Genomic DNA, 19,084 nt, shown 5'->3' with positions numbered 1-19,084 from the left:
GCACTGGTACAGCAGGCACCGCTGCTCTTCCCCGTGGCTCAATTTCTAGGCGTTGAACTCCGACGATTCTGTGTTACGAATCTTCGTGAGGTATGTGATATTCGGCTGCGTGTTGATCGAGTCAAGTACGTGGAAAGCACGTTCTCCATCTTCACGGCGTAGGATCTGTGAGATACGCGAGTTAGGGTCACGCATATCACCGAAGACGATGGCTTGCGTGGGGCAGGACTGCGCGCAAGCTGAAACTACCTCACCATCTTGCGGACGACGCTTCTGCTTTTTCGCTTCCAGCTTACCGAGTTGAATACGCTGCACGCAGAACGAGCATTTCTCCATTACACCACGAGCACGAACAGTTACATCGGGGTTGAGAACCATACGGCCCAGATCGGTAAACATGTGGCCGTTTACAGTCTCGAACTTCTCGTTGGTGTAGTAAGAGAACCAGTTGAAACGACGAACCTTGTATGGGCAGTTGTTAGCGCAGTAGCGCGTGCCAACACAGCGGTTGTATGTCATCTGGTTGAGGCCTTCCGAACTATGTGTAGTAGCGAGTACTGGGCACACTGTTTCGCAAGGGGCGTGGTTGCAATGCTGGCAAAGCATGGGCTGGAATATTACCTGCGGATTCTCCGAAGGATCTTCCATAGCCGCGTAGGTATCTAACTTGCCTTTGGCTTCGAAATCTGACTTATGAGCCGCGGAGCTGTAATACCGGTCGATACGCAGCCAGTGCATCTCGCGACGATTGATTACTTCTTGCTTACCGACTACAGCTACGTTGTTTTCAGCTTGGCACCCAATTACGCAAGAGCCACAGCCGATACACGAGTTGAGGTCGATAGCCATGCCCCAATGGTGGTTCTTGTACTCATAGTCCTGCCACAGGGACACCTTGTTGGGCTTAGCCAGACCTTCCGGGGTCGAAATCTTTTCGTACTCCGTTACCTCCTTCGGATTCTCGACATACTGCTTCAGCGTCGCCTCCTGAACCACCTGTTTGCGGTCCATGATGGTGTGGTGCGTCTGGGTCTGAGCAATCGGCGATTTAGCTTCCGTCGGAGTGATCTGAACTGCGTTGCTATAGATGATAGCATCGTTGCGCATGGCTACCAAGGGTAGCACATTCTGCCCAAGTTCATTACCTACCTTACCTGCCTTAGTGCGGCCATAGCCGAGAGCAATACCAATCGTACCTGCTGCTTGACCTGGCTGGATAAGTACGGGAAGTTCAACCGACTTACCGTTTACACTCACTTTTACCACATCGCCCTGCTCCCATTTCTGGTCAGCAGCATAGGCACGTGGCACAGTTACATAGTTGCCCCAAGTAGCTTTAGTTACCGGATCTGGCAACTCCTGCAGCCAGGGGTTATTTGCTAAGAGGTTTGAGCCATTGCCGATAGCTACTTTCTCATAGATAGCTAACTCAATGCCTGAAGGCTTGGGCGCAGACTTGATAGCGCTGATGGCACCATTCACGTCCATAGCAGCAGCAGTCTGAGCTATCGGAGCAGGTGTAGCGGTGCCAGTGGCAACGCCATCGTGTACAGCCTTATCCCAGGCCTTGTTGAAATCACCACCTAATACTGCTTTCCACTGATTGCGGAGGTAGTTATAATAAGTGGTAGGATTACCAGCCCAAGTCAACAGAGAATCCTGTGCCTGACGGGTAGCAAAAAGCGGTGTAATTACTGGCTGCGCGAGGCTAAGGAAGCCACGCTTGGGCTCATAGTCATTCCAAGACTCAAGGAAGTGGTGGTCCGGAGCAGCGTAGGTGCACAACTCACCGGTTTCATCAAGCCGGTCATTCAGAGAAATGGTAGTACGAACCTTACCTGACTTTAGGGCGGCGGCTAAGTCAGCCCCCATCGGGTGGTCGAATACAGGGTTAGCGTTATAGAAAATAACGGCCCCAATTTGTCCGTTGCTGATATCGCGCAGAAGACGGCTCATGCGAGCATCATCACCTTGACGGATATAGGAAGGATTAGCAACATCAACCGCGGCTGATCCGAGTGCTTGGTTGATTGCCGCTACCAGCGTTTGAACTGCTGGGTCGTTTGAGCCGGATACTACCAGACCACGGGCGCCAGCACGCTTCAGTTCAGCAGCAGCAGTTTGCAGCAGCTTGTTGTTGTAGGAAGAAGCACTGCCGCCTCCTACTACTGTGTTGTAAACGGCCAGCACTGCCTCACCCATTTCGGATGGTTTCAGTGGCACGCGTACATCAGCATTAGAGCCTGTTAGGCTCATGTTGCTCTCGAATTGGAAGTGACGAGACATCGTCTGCTTCTCTTTCGAAACCTTACGGTTAGTGATATACTGACGGGCGTACTCTACTGGCGAGAGCCAAGTACCAAGGAAATCAGCACCGAAGCTTACAATTACATCAGCTTTGCTGAAGTCGTAAGCGGGTACTACCCCCCCGTTGGCACGCAACAGGCCCGAAGCCGAGTCTACGTCGTACATAACGTGCTCGGTACCGGCAAATCGGCCTGCAAATTCACCAATAACCTTCTTCGTAGAAGGGCTGATAATCGTAGGCGATACAACAGCAATTCGACCTGCACCAGCCAATGCGTTGCGCACTTCTTGGTCGAGTTGATCTTTATCAATCTTAGCGCCTTTTTTAGCAAAGTGCTGAAGGCGCCCACCATCGTACAGGCTTAGCACGGCAGCCTGTGCCCGGGCCGACAGACCACCGCGGGTAACAGGTGACTCTGGATTGCCTTCAAACTTAATCGGACGGCCCTCACGGGTTTTCACCAAGATGCTGTTATAATCTTGGCCGTTGAAGAAAGTGGAAGCATAGAAGTTGGCAATTCCCGGATCTACTTCCTCAGGTTTGTTGAGGTAGGGAATAGCCTTTCTAATTGGGGTTTCGCAGCTGGCGAGGGTGGCGGCGGCAATACCGAAGCCCATTAGCTTGAGGAAGTCGCGGCGGGGCGCAACGGCAGCATCGGTGCTGCCGTTGGATTCCTTCACCGGCAAGAAGTCAGCAAACTCAGTGAGTGCATTCTTCACGAACTCCGGTGAGTTCTCCAGTTCCTCAATTCCCTTCCAGTACTTAGGCGACTCTTGCATCGTGTTTTTGGAACTTAGGGTCTTAGAGACTTAGGGACGTCGTATCAAATTCCAGACAGTCTCTAAGCAGGCTTTTTAAAGGGAAGTGGGGGCTTAGGCTCTAGGAATCTTGGCAATAAATACTACCCCGTTTCCCGAGCCTAAGCCCCTATGATATTAGTAGTGGCACTTCGAGCACTCAGTGCCGCCGTTCGACGACACAGTGAATGGTACAGCACCATTCGACTTATCATGCAGCTTCACCAAGTTGTCGTAGTAACCGTTGCCCTTAGTATTCAGAGGGGTTTCGCGGTGGCAGTTGATGCACCAGCCCATGGTGAGAGGCGAATACTGATATACCACATCCATATTCTGGATAGGGCCGTGGCAGGTCTGGCACTCAATGCCACCTACTTGGGTGTGCTGAGCGTGGTTGAAGTAAGCCAGGTCAGGCAGGTTGTGAATACGTACCCACTGAATAGGCTGCTTACGCTCAATAGCACGGTAGATTTTCTTGATTTCGGGCGACTCCGTCTTGATCTGCGAGTGGCAGTTCATACAGATGTTAGCCGAAGGAATATTAGCCGAACGGCTCTTGTACACCGAGGTATGGCAGTATGCGCAGTTAATCTGGTGCTCGCCAGCGTGCAGTTTGTGCGAGAAGGCAATAGGCTGAGTAGGCTGATAGCCCTGAGTCAGGCCTACACCCATTGCGCCCTGAATCGACTCATACAGCACCGCAAGCACAAACACTACCCCTACAATGGCGCGAACTGCGGTTGACTTGTAGATTTTCGAGAAATCGAAACGCTGCTCCAACACTTCCCGGTCGCGACCATCGAGGTCCTTGCGGCCACGAAGTACGTCCTTCATAATGTTGGCAATAATTACTAGTGTTACTACCAACACAATCAGTACCACTACCAATACAATGAGCAGTACGTTCATGTATTTGCCAGCACCAGCTTCAGCAGTATCAGCACCGCCAGCAGGTCCTTGCTCGCCGGGCTTAATGCCCGTGCCAGCAGCATTGTCGTTAGGTCCGGTGGCCTTACCTTCTTGAGAAGTTACCCAAGCAACGATGGAAGTGATTTCCTGATCTGACAGCTGGAAGCTGGGCATCTGCTGCTTAGAGTACTGGTTGAAGATTTTTACCGAGTACTCGTCGCCACTGGCAACCATTTTGCTCGAGTTTTTCACCCAAGGAATGATCCAGGACATAGGCCGGCGCTTGGAAATGCCAGCAAGAGCAGGCCCTACTACTACCTCATTCACAGCGTGACACTGAGCGCAGTTGCCTTTGAAAAGAGCATCGCCGGCTGCGATTGCAGCAGCGTCGCCACCGCCAGCAGCGGGAGCAGCCGCCGTGGCGGGAGTTGCGGCAGCCGTAGCGCCGGGGGCCACGCCTTCCTTGCTCACGGCCGGAGCCGCACCAACCGCTTGCGCCAAGGATTCACCAATGGTAGCAACGGTCAGGAATAGAGCGAGAAAAAGGCGGGAAAGGGGACGAAGTCGGATGCTATTCATAGCACAATTTGACTGGAAAAAAGAAACGCGGGGGTGCTTCAAGGCCACAAATGTAGGTCGGGAAACCCAGAGAACAAACCAGCGTTGGCTAATTTTCGCCCTTACCAGCAAGCTTAGAATCATTCTAAAATACCAGCGCCTGCATACCTTATATATATAGATATGCTACCTCTAGGACTTTCACCAACAAAGCAACTGCTTGCCCAATGGACACCCATCTGCCAACGTCCTGCATTGCAGAAGGTTTTGCCGCTGGCATTCAAATTATTATCGGTGCCTTCTGTACTTAATAAAGTATAGGACATGAATAGAACTTGCGCTAATTACTGTTATCTTTGCCCCTCATTTAGTTTTTCACACAATTTTCACCCCGTCGTAATGGCAGTAAGAAATTACGAGACGGTCTTCATTCTGACTCCCGTGTTGAACGAGAGCCAAGTGCAAGAGACGGTCGAGAAGTTCTCGCAGGTGCTTAAGGAAAATGGCGCCGACATCATCAACACTGAAGCTTGGGGCCTCAAAAAGCTGGCGTACCCAATTCAGAAGAAAAACACTGGTTACTACTTCCTCGTGGAGTTCACCGGCGAAGGAAACATCGTTGACACGCTGGAGCTGGCATTCCGCCGCGACGAGCGCATCATCCGTTTCCTCACCACGGTTCTGGACAAGCACGCTGTGGCTTATGCCGAGCGTCGTCGTAAAGGCGAGATGAACCAGCAGAAAGCCAAACAATCGGAAGCCGTAGCCCAGTAGTTAAGAAAATGAGCCTCGCCAACGAAAAAATCCACAAGCAGGATACGCGCAAGAAATACTGCCGCTTCCAGAAGAACGGCATTAAGTACGTAGACTACAAAGACCCGAACTTCCTGTTGAAGTTCGTGAATGAGCAGGGCCGCATTCTGCCCCGCCGTATCACTGGCACCAGCCTGAAGTTTCAGCGCAAAGTAGCTCAAGCCGTAGCCAAAGCCCGTCACTTGGCTTTGATGCCCTACGTAACTGATTCGCTGAAGTAACCCGCCAACCGTAGTACTGACATGGAAGTAATTCTGAAAGACGACGTAAAAGGCCTGGGCTACAAGAACGATATTGTTACTGTAAAGCCCGGCTACGGCCGTAACTACCTGCTCCCGCAGGGTCTGGCTGTTCTGGCCGACAAATCCAATAAAAAAATCGTAGCTGAGAACGTACGTCAGGCTGCTCACAAAGCCGAGAAGGTGAAAGCTGATGCGCAGGCAGTAGCTGACAAAATCGGTGACGTAGTACTTGACATTCCGGCTAAGGTGGGTGAAAGCGGCAAAATCTTCGGCCGCGTAACCACGCTGCAGCTGACGGACGCCCTGAAGGCCAAAGGCATTGAGGTGGACCGCAAGCGTGTATCGTTCGACTCAGAGCCCAGCGTAGTAGGTTCTTACACCGCTACCATCGATCTGCACCGCGAAGTGAAGCACAAAGTGAGCTTCAACGTAGTTGCTGAGTAAGCTGTCATTAAATTGGCCTTTGAAAGCGCCCGGTTGCTTGAGCAGCCGGGCGCTTTTATTTTCTCACCAGGCAACACCTGCATTCATCTAATAGCGGTTGCAGCTCACTGAGCTTGTGCGGCTGGAAGTGAGAAACATATCCGGCTTTCTTTCGTGTATAGCTAGATTCCGCGAGAGACCGGAGAACCAGTGTGCTTTTAAAGGCTGGTCTGCTTCGTTTGGCTGAACGCGGGATGTTGAGTAGGTTGCCTGTCCGTTGGCCCGCAAAGGCCGTATCAAAGAAAATGTTTCGTACCGAACTACCGCTTACGCCCCACCCGCAGCAACTGCCGCATTCGGCCCGGGTATTGACGCTAGGCTCCTGCTTTTCTGATTCTATTGGGTCCCGGCTTCGCGACTTTAAAGTTGCGGCCATGGTGAATCCCTTTGGCACAGTATTCAACCCCATCTCAGTCTGCAAGCTGCTGCGCGCGGCGGCTGGGGAAGACATGGACTGGCAGCAGCACGTAGTGGAAGCCCGCGGCCGCTGGCAGAGCTACGACCTGCACGCTGAGGTAGGAGCCGATAGCCCAGTTGAGCTGCTACAGAATATTCAGACCCTCACGCGCGAGGTAGGCGTTTTTCTGGCTACCGCCGACGCAGTAGTATTGACGTTGGGCAGCGCCTATGCCTACCGCCTGCGGGAAACCGACGAGATTATCAGCAACTGCCACAAGGTAGCCGCCGATAAATTCAGCAAGGAATTGCTGACTGCAGATGATATTATTGCGGCCGTTGCGGAAACTCACGCCTATCTACGACGCATCAACCCGCGGCTACGCTTTATTCTGACGGTAAGTCCGGTTCGTCACATCAAAGACACGTTGGTGCTGAACTCAGCCAGCAAGTCTATGCTGCGGGTAGCGTGTCATTACCTGAGCGAGCTGTTGCCGGATGTTTCGTATTTCCCAGCGTATGAGCTCCTGCTAGACGACTTGCGGGACTACCGCTTCTATGCCTCCGATATGCTTCATCCTTCAGATGTGGCAGAAAACTACATTTGGGAGCGTTTCACCCGCACCTACTTCGATGCGGCATTTGGTCGTTTCAAGAAAGAGTGGGAAGGCATCCGACAGGCGCTGGGGCACCGCCCCTTATACGCCGCCGCACCAGAGCACCGGCAGTTTTTGGAAAGCACGCTGGAGCGGCTGCGCAGGCTTAGCTCTGTGGTGGATGTACGCATGGAGTTGCTGCATCTGGAGCGTGAGTTGGCGGCCCTACCCCTCCCTCCTCCCCCACCCGTGGAGGAGCCGGAAGAATTTGACGACGAGGAAGAGCGCATCGATATTGGAGAACCAGAAGAGGAAACCGCTTTGCCGGAAGCCAGTGCCCGGCTGGTAACGCGTGGATCTGGGGTATTGGTAGAGCCAGAACAGGATGAAGATGCCGAACCAGAAGAGGCAATTATTTCTTCGGAATCGGCTTACGAACACGCTTACTCGGCGGCACTAGCTGAGGAGGACGACGAAAATGACTCTGCGGAAGCGGAGGAAGCAGCACCAGAAACCGGCGAGGAAGAACCGGTGCGCAAGAAAAAGCGTCGCTCCCGGGGCGGGGCCAAACGCACGAAGCGCAAGCATGCACGCTTAGCAGCGGAGGCAGCGGCTCAGGAAGGCATTACAACAGAAGTTCCAGCCCCTGAAGCGCCGGAGCAGGAACTCGCTACCCCTGAATCCACAGCCGATGTCGTGTATATCACGGAGGCCGAACTGCGGGGTGGCAGACCAGAAATTCCTACCCCTGAGGAGGACCCGAAGCCATTAGGAGACACGACTGATGCAGCTGAGACAACGCCTGAGGAACCGGTTCGTCGTAACCGGAATCGGCGGCGCGATGCGCGCGAGGAGCGCCCTACCCGTGCTGGTGGTCGTAATGCCCGTAAACCCTTGTATGCTTCGGCCGAAGAAACTCCTGCTGAAGCTGTAGCGCCGGAAGAAGTATCTGTTTCGGTGCCAGAGGTATTGGCAACTCCTGAGGTAACGCCAGAAGCACCAACCAACGAGCAACCGATTGCTGTTCTACCGGCAATTCCTGTGGAACCGACGCCTGCCATAACGCCCGAGCTACCTGAGGTACCAACTGCAAGCCCTGAAGAACCTACTCCGACCAGCCGTAAACAGAGTAGAAGCAAGCCCGCCGCTGAACGAGCCCCACGTCCATCGCGGCGCAAGAAGCCGGAGCCAGCTTCTGCTGAGCTGCCTGCTGTAGCAGAGGAGGCAATAGCGCCAGCTTCTGATATTCCAGCTACTGCTCCGGAAACTAAGCCAGCAAAAGCGGCAGCAAAGCCTCGTAATCGGCGAAAAGCCCCAGAAGCAGAAGCCACCCCTACGGAAGTAACGCCCACAGAGCCTGCAGCGCCTGCACCAACGGCACGCAAACGGGCTCCTAAGCGGCCGGCAGTCGAAACCCCAATTGCTCCGGCCGAAGCCCGCCCGCCAGCAGAACCGGAAACGACCCCGGAACCGCCCAAGCGTCGGGCCCGACCACCCCGACGGAAACCAGCTGCTGATGCTCCGGCACCTGAAACTACGTAATCTGAAAACCCGACCGTTAGTGGTCGGGTTTTCTTTTGCACCAAGCATTAGCTTCTACAGTTGTCCATCTGAGTCGTCAGGACCTACCCCCCTATCATCCATGAACCCCTCCCCTAACCGTCTGGCGCTGGAATCAAGTCCTTATCTGCTGCAGCATGCGCATAACCCCGTGGATTGGTACCCATGGGGAGCTGAGGCACTGCAGAAAGCCAAGGTTGAGAACAAGCCCATTGTAGTAAGCATAGGCTACGCGGCCTGCCATTGGTGCCACGTTATGGAGCGCGAGTCGTTTGAGAACCTGCAGGTAGCCGCCGTGATGAACACGCACTTCGTGTGTATCAAGGTGGACCGGGAGGAGCGGCCCGACGTGGACCAAGTGTATATGGATGCCCTGCACGCCATGGGGGTACAGGGCGGCTGGCCTTTGAATGTCTTCCTGACTCCTGAGGCCAAGCCGTTTTACGGGGGCACGTATTTCCCGCCCCAAAACTGGCTGCAGCTGCTCACCAGTATTGGACGCGGGTACGCGGGTGAGTACCGGCACGAGCTACAAGCCTCCGCTGAGCAATTTGCGCAGGTGCTTCAGCGCAGTGAGCTAGATAAATACCGCCCCGCAGAGGTTTCCAATGGTCTATCGGACGAGGAATTCAAGCTTCTGGTGTATAATCTGGCGGCGAAGTTTGACCGGGAGAAGGGCGGCTTGAACCGAGCACCGAAGTTTCCGATGCCCAGCACCTGGCGTTTTCTGCTGCATGCCCATGCACTGAGCGGCAGCCCTACCCTCCTGAATCAACTCAACCTAACCATGCGCCAGATGGCCCACGGCGGTCTTTACGACCAGATTGGCGGTGGCTTTGCTCGTTACTCGGTGGATGAAGCCTGGTTGGTTCCGCACTTTGAGAAGATGCTCTACGATAATGGGCAACTGCTGACTTTGTACGCGGAGGCATTTCAGGTAGCCGGCGACCCGCTCTACCGACAGGTGGTCTATGATACCGTAGCTTTTCTGCAGCGTGAGTTGATGAGCCCAGAAGGCGGGTTTTTCTCTTCACTCGATGCAGACACGGAAGGCGTGGAAGGTAAATTCTACGCCTGGACTCAGCAGGAACTACAAGCCGTGCTAGGCGACGAAGAGCCGCTGGCCTCAGCTTACTATGCTTGCACCACTGAGGGCAACTGGGAGCACGGCGCGAATATTCTGCACCGCCTCGGCACGGATACGGAGTTTGCCCAACAGCACAGCCTACCCCTGGGTGAACTGCAAACTATGGTTAAACAATGGCAGGAAAAGCTACTAGCCGCCCGCAACACCCGTACCCGCCCGGCCCTCGATGATAAAATCCTGACTGGCTGGAATGCCCTGGCCCTGCAGGGTCTGACGGATGCCTACCGAGCCTTCGCGGAGCCACTGTTTCTGGAACTGGCTTTGCGTAATGCAAATTACCTCCGCACGAAGCTCCACACAACCGAAGGCCTTCAACGCAACTACAAAAACGGGCGCGCTACCATCCCGGCTTTCCTAGAAGATTATTCTCTTCTAATTCAGGCCTACATCAGCCTGTATGAGGTCAGCTTCGCGGAGGAGTGGCTACGAGAAGCCGAGCAATTGACCGAGTACGTGCTTGCCCATTTCTTCGACCCACAGGAGCAGCTATTCTTTTTCACGGCCGATAACGGGGAAACCTTGATTGCCCGCAAAAAGGAACTCTTCGACAACGTCATTCCGGCTTCTAACTCGGTTATGGCGCACAATCTACACCGGCTGGGCCTTCATCTGGAAAACAGCCACTACCAAGAACTGGCTGCTGCCATGCTCCGGCAAGTACAGGCATTGGTGGTGCAGGAACCCCAAAGCCTCACGAACTGGGCCATGCTGTACACGGCGCTGCTACGGCCATCGGCCGAAATTGCCATTACCGGGCCCAATGCAGAGCAGTTTCGTCAGGAACTCAGCCGACATTATTTGCCCAATACGGTTATAGCTGGCAGTGTGCATGCTAGCCCCCTACCCCTGCTGCAAGGCCGAACCTCCCGGAACGAGCAGACCACCATCTATGTCTGTTTTAACCGGGCTTGCCGACAGCCGGTGCATTCCGTAGCGGAGGCTCTGGCTCAGCTTTGATGCGTCGGCGGCTACCGGTTCCGGCCGCGGGTGTGTTATCTTTACCTTTCGCTTTCAGTCTGATTTTCCCTTGAGCCTCACGTTTGACTTTGTCCAGCCCCAGCCGGAACCCGCCGCCGACCGCCTCACGCTGTTCGCCGACGTGATTCTGCCGTTGCCGCTGCCCAAGCTGTACACCTACCGCGTCCCGTTCGAACTGAACGACCAAGTAGTAGTGGGCGGCCGCGTGATTGTGCAGTTTGGGGCCAAGAAAACGCTGAGCTGCATTGTGGCCGCCGTGCATGAAAATCCGCCCAAGGAGTACCAGGCCAAGTACATTCTGGAGTTCATTGATGATGCCCCGGTAGTAACCCAGCCGCAGCTGAAGCTTTTCCGCTGGATGGCCGATTACTACCTCTGCACCCTGGGCGAAGTCATCAACGCTGCCCTGCCTTCAGCGCTCAAGCTCAGCTCCGAAAGCCGCGTACAGCTGCATCCCGCTTTCGAGCCTGAAACCCATCCCTACCCTCTCAGCGAGCAGGAACAGAAGATAGTAAACGCCCTGAGTACTGGCGAAGAAGGCAAGTCCTTAACGTTTACGGAGGTAGGCGACCTGCTCGGCATTGCCTCGTTTCATAAGTACATCAAGTCCCTGATGCAGAAGGACGTGGTGTTCCTGTTCGAGCATTTGCAGGACAAGTACTCGCCCAAAGTGGTGAAGAAGGTGCGGCTGGCTCACCACCTAGTGGCCGAGGCGGCGCTGGAACAGCTGTTTGCCCAACTGGCTAGTAAAAGCAAGCAGCTAGACGTGTTGATGCGCTACCTGCAGCGCGTGCCGGTGTACCAGAACGAGTACGCCAACCACAAAGGCATGGAAAAAGCGGCCCTGACCAGTGCGCCGCACCTCTCGCCCTCGGCCGTGAACACGCTCATCAAAAACGGCATACTAGAGCAGTTCGATGTAATTGTGTCGCGCTTTCCGCTAGATGAAGACGATGCCGAGGCCAAGATGCACTTCACCCTGAGTGAGGCCCAGCAGGAAGCCCGCAACGACATCATGCGGCAGTTTCAGGAGAAGGACATCGTGCTGTTGCACGGCGTAACGGGAGCGGGCAAAACCGAAATTTACATTGACCTGATCAAGCAGGCTTTGGATGGCGGCGGCCAGGTGCTGTACCTGTTGCCCGAAATTGCGCTTACCGCCCAAATTGTTACTCGCCTAATGCGCGTTTTTGGCTCGCGGCTCGGGGTATATCACTCCAAATTCTCCGACAATGAGCGGGTAGAAGTATGGAATGGGGTACTGTCGGGGCGGTTTCAGGTGGTGATTGGGGTACGCTCCTCGGTGTTTCTTCCCTTCGATAACCTGGCGCTGACCATTGTGGACGAGGAGCACGAATCGAGCTACAAGCAATACGACCCCAGTCCCCGCTACAATGCCCGGGAAGTAGCCCTGATGATGGCTAACTTCCAGGGCGCCAAAACTCTGCTGGGCTCGGCTACCCCCGCCGTAGAAACCTACTACCAAACGCGTACGGGCCGCTACGGCTTGGTGTCCTTAACAAAGCGGTTTGGTGAGGCAGGCCTACCTGAGGTAGAGCTGGTAGACACCCGCAAAAGCCGGGAGCAGAAAACCATGCACAACCATTTCACGCCGGAGCTAATGCAGGCGATGGAAGGCAAACTGGCGGCCAAGGAGCAAGTCATTCTGTTCCAGAACCGCCGGGGCTACGCACCTTTCATCAACTGCCTCGACTGCGGCTGGATTCCGAAGTGCAAGAGCTGCGCCGTGAGCTTGAGCTACCACAAGCACAGCCACGAGCTGCGCTGTCACTATTGTGGCTACCACGAGCGTATGTATGCGCAATGCCCGGCCTGCGGCTCACGCAACGTAAAGACTGTGGGTTTCGGCACCGAAAAGCTAGAGGACGACCTGAAGGTGATGCTGCCCGAAGCCAACGTGCAGCGCATGGACCTGGACACTACCCGGGCCAAGAACGCCTACCAGCAGATTATTTCTGACTTCGAAAAGCAGAATACCAACGTGCTGGTGGGCACCCAAATGGTAACCAAGGGCCTCGACTTTGCCAACGTAAGTCTGGTAGGCATTATCAATGCCGACTCTATCATCCATTACCCCGACTTCCGGGCCCACGAGCGGGCCTTCCAGATGTTTGTGCAGGTAAGCGGGCGGGCGGGCCGCAAGGGCAAGAAAGGACGCGTTATCATCCAGACGGGCGACCCGCAGCAGGTAATCTTCGACAAGGTAATTCGCAACGACTACCTGGAGTTCTATGAGTACGAGATTCTGCAGCGGCGCGAGCATGGCTACCCCCCGTTCATGCGCATTATCCGGCTTACCGTGAAACACATGGATGCCGTGGTAGGCGAGCGAGCGGCTATTCTGCTCACCCAGGAACTAGTAGACCGGTTGGGCCGCGAGGCCGTACTAGGCCCTGAAGCGCCTTATATCTTCCGCATCCGCAACTTCTACCTGCAGGAAATTACCATCAAGCTCAGCCGGGAACATACTGTACTCCGTGCTGCCAAAGCTGATATTCTGGAAGCCGTCAACCTCGTCCGCGACCAGAAGGAGTTCAAACAGGTACGTATCGCCGCCGACGTGGACCCCATGTAAGCCGGTTCGTCGGATTACTTGAGCATCAGCAGTACTAAGCCAGTTATCAAGCACGCCAGCACGACAGACAACAAGATCAGGGCCAGGCCGCTTGGAAAGAGCAGATAAATAGCGCATGCTCCCACAATGCCGATTATAAACAGCGCTGCTTTACTCCGGCGGCTTCTCTGTAGCGGAGTAAGCGGAGGAGATAAATCAACTGGCTCCTCTTTCCGCTCCCGCCCCTCCCGAGCCTCGCGCAGGCGGCGTACCCGGCCGTTTTTTCCCTGGAAAAACAGCAATGGCGCCCCAAGCGCCATTATAACTAGCCCCTGCATAGCTAGCATAGCATTCCTTAATCCGCCCCACTCAGTTTTTGGCGTTTCAGCCGTAAGCCCAACAAACACCATTGCTATGCCTGCCACCGCCAAGATTACCCCTAAGGTGTTGACGAAGGTAGTTTCCGGGTCGTCCTTAAGGGCCACGGACTGCGGTTTATCCAAGGAACGCGCCCATATTGTATCGGAGCCTGCTACCAAGAACGTGTCGCGGGCAACGGGCTTTGTCGCGGAAGCTCGCTTCTTCACGGCAGTCCGCTTCGTGGTATCAACGAGTGCGGATGGCTGAATGCGGAGGGAGTGGAGCTTATTGGCGGCTTCCTTTCTCTGCGAAGGCAGATGCTTAGGTGTGATTCTTGCCTGCGTGTTAGAGTGTTCAGCTGGCCGCGCATCCAGCAACATTCTATATGATGGTGCTACGGGCGAAAACTGAGGAAGACGAGTGCTATGGCATGCACATAGCCCCCAGCACAACAGCCAGATTAATCCTAATCGTACACCCATACCGACAGAACTTAAGCTAATAATATTTGACTAACAGATTTATTCTTAATAATAGCAAATTATATATACATAGGAAAAATCTACTGCTGACCAGACTTTTCTTAATAAGAACAGGTGCTAGTTATACCGGGCGTTGGTACCCCCCTCAGCCAGCCAGCCTGGCTACCAGAGCTTTCCTGACCAGATCCAGCTTGGATGCGGTGGCTACTACCTGACGTTCGGCTACCACAGTCAGCGGAGTTGCCACCGACGTGAACCCGATATAAAAATCGGCGGTATTACTGGTGAGTTACAAGGATGCTACTACCGCAATCAGCCCTGATAAGGCGAGAACAATACCCGGAAGTCCAAAAAAGAATATCGCGTATCCTCCTAATAAGTAGGCGGCGGCTGTTAATAAAGCACCTGCAATAAATACAACGGCACCTATTTTAATCAAACGTGACTTTCTTCCCACAGGAGGTGCTTCTTCTTTTGGCTCACTACCCTGAGGATTTCTCGCCGCTCGCCGCGCCTTTCTTCGGGCTTGCCTACGTAGCCGTAAGCGACCGTTTTTGCCCTGATAAAGCATCAAGGCTACACCTACTGGAAACAGTGCTATTGCTACCAACAATAAGCTTAGGTTTACCCATTCCGAGGAAAATTCGCTATTGAAAGCTACTAAGGCACCTATTATTCCCGTCAGGCTAAGTGCGCCACCAATCAGGTTTACGGTAGTGGTTTCTCGATCAGGACCCGGTGCTGGTGGAGTCGCGCGTGCTACGGTTGTATCAGGCAGCGTAGCTGGGCGCTGTTGCAATGTGTCAATGGGTCGGGCTAGCTTTGGCCGAACCGGTTGAGGTAGTAGATACGAGCGTTTTGCTATACTGGGAGCACCGGAAGCATCTGCCAGCAGTTGGGGTGGCTCAGCCACCATATTATCTGACGATACATTCCGAGAAACCGGCTGTCGGCCGTACTCCTGAACTGCGGGCAATAAGGCAGGGACCCGAGCCGATTGGCAGCTTGTCAAGAACAATCCGCTTACCCAAAAGGCAAATAATCGAAATTTCATTCTGGATAAAAGTTGGTAGATAGTCTAAAAGAAATATTTCTGGCTCTAAGCACGAGAATTCTAGCATATAAAAAAAGCCCCGACCGCCAGTTGGCAGTCGGGGCTTTTTACAGATAGTAGCTGGCTACGCTACTATACTTCGTCGAGCAGGCCTAGTACGATGAATACGATACCGATAATGGCAATTACAGTACCCAGAATCGGAACGAGAAGTCCTACCAGAATACCGATCAGCAGCAGGATAATACCGAGCTTGATGTTGCGGCTGATGGCGTTGGCATCTTCCTTGGCAGCCGTTTCCGACTTCTTGTTCACTTGGGCCTTGGCAGCGAGTTTGTCGGCTTTCTTAGCCAGTTTAGCTACCAGCGCTTTCTGAGCCAAGTTCAGCTTGGGTGCGGTGGCCATTTTAGCCGGAGTGGCGGCTTGAGCCGGAGCGCTGGCTACAGCCTGACGCTCTGCTACCGGAGCCTGCACTGCCTGCGGAGTTGCTGGGGTGGCTGGTGCTTCCGTTGCTGCAACAGCTTCTGGAGCAACCGGAGCTTTCGTTTCCGGGGCAACAGTAGCAGCGGGGGCCGGAGCTACTACCACTGCCCGCTGGGTGCCATGGTAAGCCGACGACGTTTTGGGCAGCATAGCATACTCAGCGCGGTTGCAGCTGGTCAGGGCTAGGGCAACAGCCGCTACGGCCGTTAGCTTGTGCGCGATTCCGGATAGGTGTTTCATACTGGAAAAGAAGTTAGGGTGATGAATGTAATCGGGACTTGTACGGGCCAAATTAAAAAATGAAAATAAAAAACAGGATCTATTCCCTGCCAAGAGCTGCCCGTGCGCTGTTTCCATGCGGCTACGCAGGTACTTAACGTAGGGTTATTTTTTTGTAGCTACCAGCTCTGTCGAACGGTTCGAGCCACACAAATGTTAGTGTTCCGCTGTTAATTTGCACCTGTGCATATGCCGTTCCATCTGAAATACCTGCTGCCCTTGGGCGCATTTGGTTTGCTACTCGGGCCTCTGGCCTGCACGCAGCCCCTTACTGAAAGTACTGCTGCCCGAATGGTCGAGCATCAGCAGCGCGTACTGCCGGACACTACTGGATACGAGCGCCGCGCTCCTCAGGACCCCAACGGCATCAGCAAGTACTACATGGGTCGCCAGATTGCTCACGTAATGGGCCACGAAGGGGCTGGCTGGCTTGAGCGCGCCGACCGGCAACAAGAGGAGGGCACCGATATTCTGCTGCGGGAACTGAAGCTGAAGCCCTCAGATGTAGTTGCTGACATTGGCGCCGGTACGGGCTATTTCTCGTTTCGCATCAGCTCCCTGGTGCCCAAAGGCAAGGTGCTGGCCGTTGACATTCAGCCGGAAATGTTGCAGGCCCTGCGCGAAACGGCGGAAAAACGTCATATCCACAACGTAGTGCCGGTACGGGGTACTACACAAAACCCCAACCTGCCGGAAGGTGGAGTGGATTTGGTTTTGATTGTGGACGCGTACCACGAGTTTGACCATCCGCGCGAAATGATGCGGGCCATCCGCAGTTCCCTTACCCCATCGGGCCGGGTAGCACTGGTAGAATATCGGGCCGAAGACCCCAAGGTGCCTATTAAGCGTATTCATAAGATGAGCGTGGCCCAAGCGCGCCGGGAAATGGCGGCCATTGGTTTGCGTCTCACCGATTCGGTGGAAACCTTGCCTCAGCAACACCTGCTTTTTTTTCAGAAATAACCGAAGGCTTACCGGCTGCTTAGGCGGGGCGCGTGGGGTAGTGAGCTAGCTGCTTCACGCGCCCCGCTTTATCTTTGTTGGCTATGTCAGCTCCTACCTCCCCCGATCCGCGCCAGCTTTCTATTCACGACTTTACCTACCAGTTGCCTCCGGAGCGCATCGCACCGGAACCGCTGCCCAACCGCGACCAGTCGCGGTTGCTGCTCTACCAAGCCGGCCTTATTTCCAACCGGCAGTTTCGGGAGGTGCCAGCCTTGCTGCCGCCCGATAGTCTACTGGTGTTCAACGATACTAAAGTGGTGCGAGCCCGCCTGTTTGCCCGTAGGCCTACTGGAGGGGTAGTAGAGCTGTTTTGCTTAGAGCCGGTGGCTCCGCACCGAGCCATTGAGCCTGCCATGCAGCAAACAGGTCAGTGCGTATGGAAGTGCTTGGTGGGCAACGGTAAGCGCTGGAAATCCGGCCCTGTAACGCTAGAGTTCCAGGCACAGGGCCAGGAAGCAATACTTACGGCTGAGCGAATAGAGCAGGGAGAAGGCTACGCCCTAATTCAGTTCACCTGGGAGCCTGCCATGCTGCCTTTTGCTGAAGTGCTGCGCGGGGCTGGCCACCTACCCCTACCCCCTTACCTGAACCGAACCGATACCGAAGCCGATGCTGTGCGCTACCAAACGGTGTACGCCGTCCACGAGGGCGCGGTAGCAGCTCCTACCGCGGGGCTTCACTTCTCTGATGACGTATTAGCAGAATTAGCGGCCCGGCAAATTTCGTCGGCGCGCGTAACACTACACGTTGGGGCCGGCACTTTCCAGCCGGTGAAAGCAGAGCAAATGGCTGGGCACCCGATGCACGGAGAGCCCATTAGCGTGACGGCCACCACCCTGCAACAGTTGCTGGATCATCTGCCCCGGCCCATTATTCCGGTTGGTACTACTAGCTTACGGACCTTGGAAAGCCTCTACTGGCTGGGGGCACGCTTGGTGCAGCAGCCTACCCCCCAACCCACCTGGCACGTCAGCCAGTGGCAACCGTATGAGAACCAGCCCGACGTACCAGCTGCAGAGGCGCTGAAGGCCTTGCTGCAACACCTAGAAGCAAGCGGCTCCGACACGCTGCACGCTACAACTCAGCTCTTGATTGCACCCGGATATCAGTTCCGGTTAACCCGTGGGCTTATCACCAACTTTCACCAGCCTGAAAGCACCCTTCTACTGCTGGTAGCAGCGCTGATAGGCCCCAACTGGCGCACCGTGTATGAGCATGCGCTTGCCCACAATTATCGTTTCCTGAGCTACGGCGACTCCTCTCTCCTGTTGCCCTAAGCCAAGACATTTAGCCATCTTTCGAATACGAAAAAGGCCTCATATCTCTGTATATGAGGCCTTTTTCGTATAATCAATCGACTTGCTTTACAATATTCATCATGCGTGAATATATAAAGCATCAGCTTGCTTCACATTATAGCAGATTCCCTGAGGGGTAAAGCAAAGCTTAACAGGCTCTGTTATTGGCGATACAAAGAGCCTTGCTTGAAATTCTTTGACAAGAAATAGAATAATCGGGTAGAAATCTATTTCACTGATGAGTTTCAGCTTTTTCCGAGGGTAGCCAAATGCTCATTATCCTTTCTGGAGTGGTGATAGAGCCGCTTCTCACAACCAATTTTTAGCACGCCGTATAAGGACACATAACCTGTTTACCAACTCAGACTCTCCTCATGAAAAAGATATTGATGCTGGCCGCTGCCATAGCTTTCTCGACAGCTGCCTTTGCCCAAGGTGATAAAACAACTGTCCGCGACGATGCTAGTGGTGCTAAAACCACCGTTACGGAGCGCGACAACGGCACGGTGAAAGTAGAAGCCCGCTCGGGCCGCACAAAAGCCGGCCAGAAAGCTTACAACACGAAAGAAGACGTGAAGTATGCTGGCAAGAAAACGGGTGCCGTAGTAGAAAAAGGCGCTAAGAAAACTGGCCACGCTGTGAAAAAAGGCGCTAAAGCCGTGAAAAATAAAGCTGAGGATGTAGTAGATTAATCTGCCCCTCCTTCGGCAAAAGAAAAGCCCCGCTGGTAGCTACCGGCGGGGCTTTTTCGTGTTATCAGG

The 19,084-nt window shown here is 54.3% G+C and carries 15 protein-coding genes; 10 read left to right on the top strand and 5 right to left on the bottom strand.

The features are described 5' to 3' along the window. Nucleotides 1–45 precede the first annotated feature (45 nt). The 3 genes from DNI29_RS05900 to DNI29_RS24875 form a co-directional block, all read right to left on the bottom strand. Nucleotides 46–3,087, bottom strand: a complete 3,042-nt coding sequence (locus DNI29_RS05900) for a TAT-variant-translocated molybdopterin oxidoreductase (protein ID WP_110977107.1) — start codon at nucleotides 3,085–3,087, stop codon at nucleotides 46–48. 156 nt (nucleotides 3,088–3,243) lie between these two features. Continuing rightward, nucleotides 3,244–4,593, bottom strand: coding sequence for a c-type cytochrome (locus tag DNI29_RS05895; RefSeq protein ID WP_110977106.1), 1,350 nt, complete (start codon nucleotides 4,591–4,593; stop codon nucleotides 3,244–3,246). A gap of 119 nt (nucleotides 4,594–4,712) precedes the next feature. Then, nucleotides 4,713–4,898, bottom strand: a complete 186-nt coding sequence (locus DNI29_RS24875; protein ID WP_238388009.1) for a hypothetical protein — start codon at nucleotides 4,896–4,898, stop codon at nucleotides 4,713–4,715. A gap of 73 nt (nucleotides 4,899–4,971) precedes the next feature. On the opposite strand from DNI29_RS24875, the gene rpsF reads away from it, so the two are divergent. From rpsF to DNI29_RS24065, 7 genes are all read left to right on the top strand, one after another. After that, nucleotides 4,972–5,346: a 30S ribosomal protein S6 gene (gene rpsF / locus DNI29_RS05890; protein ID WP_110977105.1), complete on the top strand. Its 375-nt coding sequence runs from the start codon at nucleotides 4,972–4,974 to the stop codon at nucleotides 5,344–5,346. An 8-nt stretch (nucleotides 5,347–5,354) separates the two neighbouring features. After that, entirely contained in the window at nucleotides 5,355–5,606 is a 252-nt protein-coding gene (gene rpsR, locus DNI29_RS05885) for a 30S ribosomal protein S18 (RefSeq protein ID WP_044002832.1), read from the top strand. 21 nt (nucleotides 5,607–5,627) lie between these two features. After that, nucleotides 5,628–6,071, top strand: coding sequence for a 50S ribosomal protein L9 (gene rplI / locus DNI29_RS05880; protein WP_110977104.1), 444 nt, complete (start codon nucleotides 5,628–5,630; stop codon nucleotides 6,069–6,071). A gap of 284 nt (nucleotides 6,072–6,355) precedes the next feature. Beyond that, nucleotides 6,356–8,644 (top strand): GSCFA domain-containing protein, encoded by a 2,289-nt coding sequence (locus DNI29_RS05875; protein ID WP_162303522.1) that lies wholly within the window; start codon nucleotides 6,356–6,358, stop codon nucleotides 8,642–8,644. A gap of 100 nt (nucleotides 8,645–8,744) precedes the next feature. Then, nucleotides 8,745–10,766 carry a thioredoxin domain-containing protein gene (locus DNI29_RS05870; RefSeq protein WP_110977102.1) on the top strand — a complete coding sequence of 674 codons (2,022 nt, stop codon included), beginning with the start codon at nucleotides 8,745–8,747 and terminating at the stop codon, nucleotides 10,764–10,766. 70 nt (nucleotides 10,767–10,836) lie between these two features. Beyond that, nucleotides 10,837–13,383, top strand: a complete 2,547-nt coding sequence (priA, locus tag DNI29_RS05865) for a replication restart helicase PriA (protein ID WP_110977101.1) — start codon at nucleotides 10,837–10,839, stop codon at nucleotides 13,381–13,383. Nucleotides 13,384–13,776: 393 nt separating this feature from the next. Continuing rightward, nucleotides 13,777–13,989, top strand: coding sequence for a hypothetical protein (locus tag DNI29_RS24065; RefSeq protein WP_123823091.1), 213 nt, complete (start codon nucleotides 13,777–13,779; stop codon nucleotides 13,987–13,989). A 504-nt stretch (nucleotides 13,990–14,493) separates the two neighbouring features. Here DNI29_RS24065 and DNI29_RS24060 read toward each other — a convergent pair. Together DNI29_RS24060 and DNI29_RS05855 are read right to left on the bottom strand one after the other, a co-directional pair. Beyond that, nucleotides 14,494–15,003, bottom strand: a complete 510-nt coding sequence (locus DNI29_RS24060) for a hypothetical protein (protein WP_123823090.1) — start codon at nucleotides 15,001–15,003, stop codon at nucleotides 14,494–14,496. A 387-nt stretch (nucleotides 15,004–15,390) separates the two neighbouring features. Next, entirely contained in the window at nucleotides 15,391–15,981 is a 591-nt protein-coding gene (locus DNI29_RS05855) for a hypothetical protein (protein WP_110977099.1), read from the bottom strand. A gap of 228 nt (nucleotides 15,982–16,209) precedes the next feature. On the opposite strand from DNI29_RS05855, the gene DNI29_RS05850 reads away from it, so the two are divergent. From DNI29_RS05850 to DNI29_RS05840, 3 genes are all read left to right on the top strand, one after another. Next, on the top strand, nucleotides 16,210–16,983 hold the full coding sequence (locus DNI29_RS05850) for a class I SAM-dependent methyltransferase (protein ID WP_110977098.1): 774 nt from the start codon (nucleotides 16,210–16,212) through the stop codon (nucleotides 16,981–16,983). A gap of 83 nt (nucleotides 16,984–17,066) precedes the next feature. Next, nucleotides 17,067–18,302, top strand: coding sequence for an S-adenosylmethionine:tRNA ribosyltransferase-isomerase (locus tag DNI29_RS05845; RefSeq protein ID WP_110977097.1), 1,236 nt, complete (start codon nucleotides 17,067–17,069; stop codon nucleotides 18,300–18,302). 395 nt (nucleotides 18,303–18,697) lie between these two features. Continuing rightward, complete coding sequence (locus DNI29_RS05840; protein WP_123823089.1) at nucleotides 18,698–19,015, top strand: hypothetical protein; 318 nt, start codon at nucleotides 18,698–18,700, stop codon at nucleotides 19,013–19,015. Nucleotides 19,016–19,084 lie beyond the last annotated feature (69 nt).

The organism is Hymenobacter sediminis (assembly GCF_003231285.1).
Lineage (GTDB): Bacteria > Bacteroidota > Bacteroidia > Cytophagales > Hymenobacteraceae > Hymenobacter > Hymenobacter sediminis.
This window is presented reverse-complemented; position numbering and strand designations above follow the sequence as displayed.

Excerpts from the sequence above, each read along its gene's own strand:
- DNI29_RS24875 (WP_238388009.1), bottom strand. The coding sequence starts at position 4,898 with ATGTCCTATACTTTATTAAGTACAGAAGGCACCGATAATAATTTGAAT.
- rpsR (WP_044002832.1), top strand. The coding sequence starts at position 5,355 with ATGAGCCTCGCCAACGAAAAAATCCACAAGCAGGATACGCGCAAGAAA.
- DNI29_RS24065 (WP_123823091.1), top strand. The coding sequence starts at position 13,777 with ATGCCTGCCACCGCCAAGATTACCCCTAAGGTGTTGACGAAGGTAGTT.
- DNI29_RS05840 (WP_123823089.1), top strand. The coding sequence starts at position 18,698 with ATGAAAAAGATATTGATGCTGGCCGCTGCCATAGCTTTCTCGACAGCT.
- rpsF (WP_110977105.1), top strand. The coding sequence starts at position 4,972 with ATGGCAGTAAGAAATTACGAGACGGTCTTCATTCTGACTCCCGTGTTG.
- DNI29_RS05845 (WP_110977097.1), top strand. The coding sequence starts at position 17,067 with ATGTCAGCTCCTACCTCCCCCGATCCGCGCCAGCTTTCTATTCACGAC.
- DNI29_RS05850 (WP_110977098.1), top strand. The coding sequence starts at position 16,210 with ATGCCGTTCCATCTGAAATACCTGCTGCCCTTGGGCGCATTTGGTTTG.
- DNI29_RS05900 (WP_110977107.1), bottom strand. The coding sequence starts at position 3,087 with ATGCAAGAGTCGCCTAAGTACTGGAAGGGAATTGAGGAACTGGAGAAC.
- rplI (WP_110977104.1), top strand. The coding sequence starts at position 5,628 with ATGGAAGTAATTCTGAAAGACGACGTAAAAGGCCTGGGCTACAAGAAC.
- DNI29_RS05870 (WP_110977102.1), top strand. The coding sequence starts at position 8,745 with ATGAACCCCTCCCCTAACCGTCTGGCGCTGGAATCAAGTCCTTATCTG.
- DNI29_RS05895 (WP_110977106.1), bottom strand. The coding sequence starts at position 4,593 with ATGAATAGCATCCGACTTCGTCCCCTTTCCCGCCTTTTTCTCGCTCTA.
- DNI29_RS05875 (WP_162303522.1), top strand. The coding sequence starts at position 6,356 with ATGTTTCGTACCGAACTACCGCTTACGCCCCACCCGCAGCAACTGCCG.
- DNI29_RS05855 (WP_110977099.1), bottom strand. The coding sequence starts at position 15,981 with ATGAAACACCTATCCGGAATCGCGCACAAGCTAACGGCCGTAGCGGCT.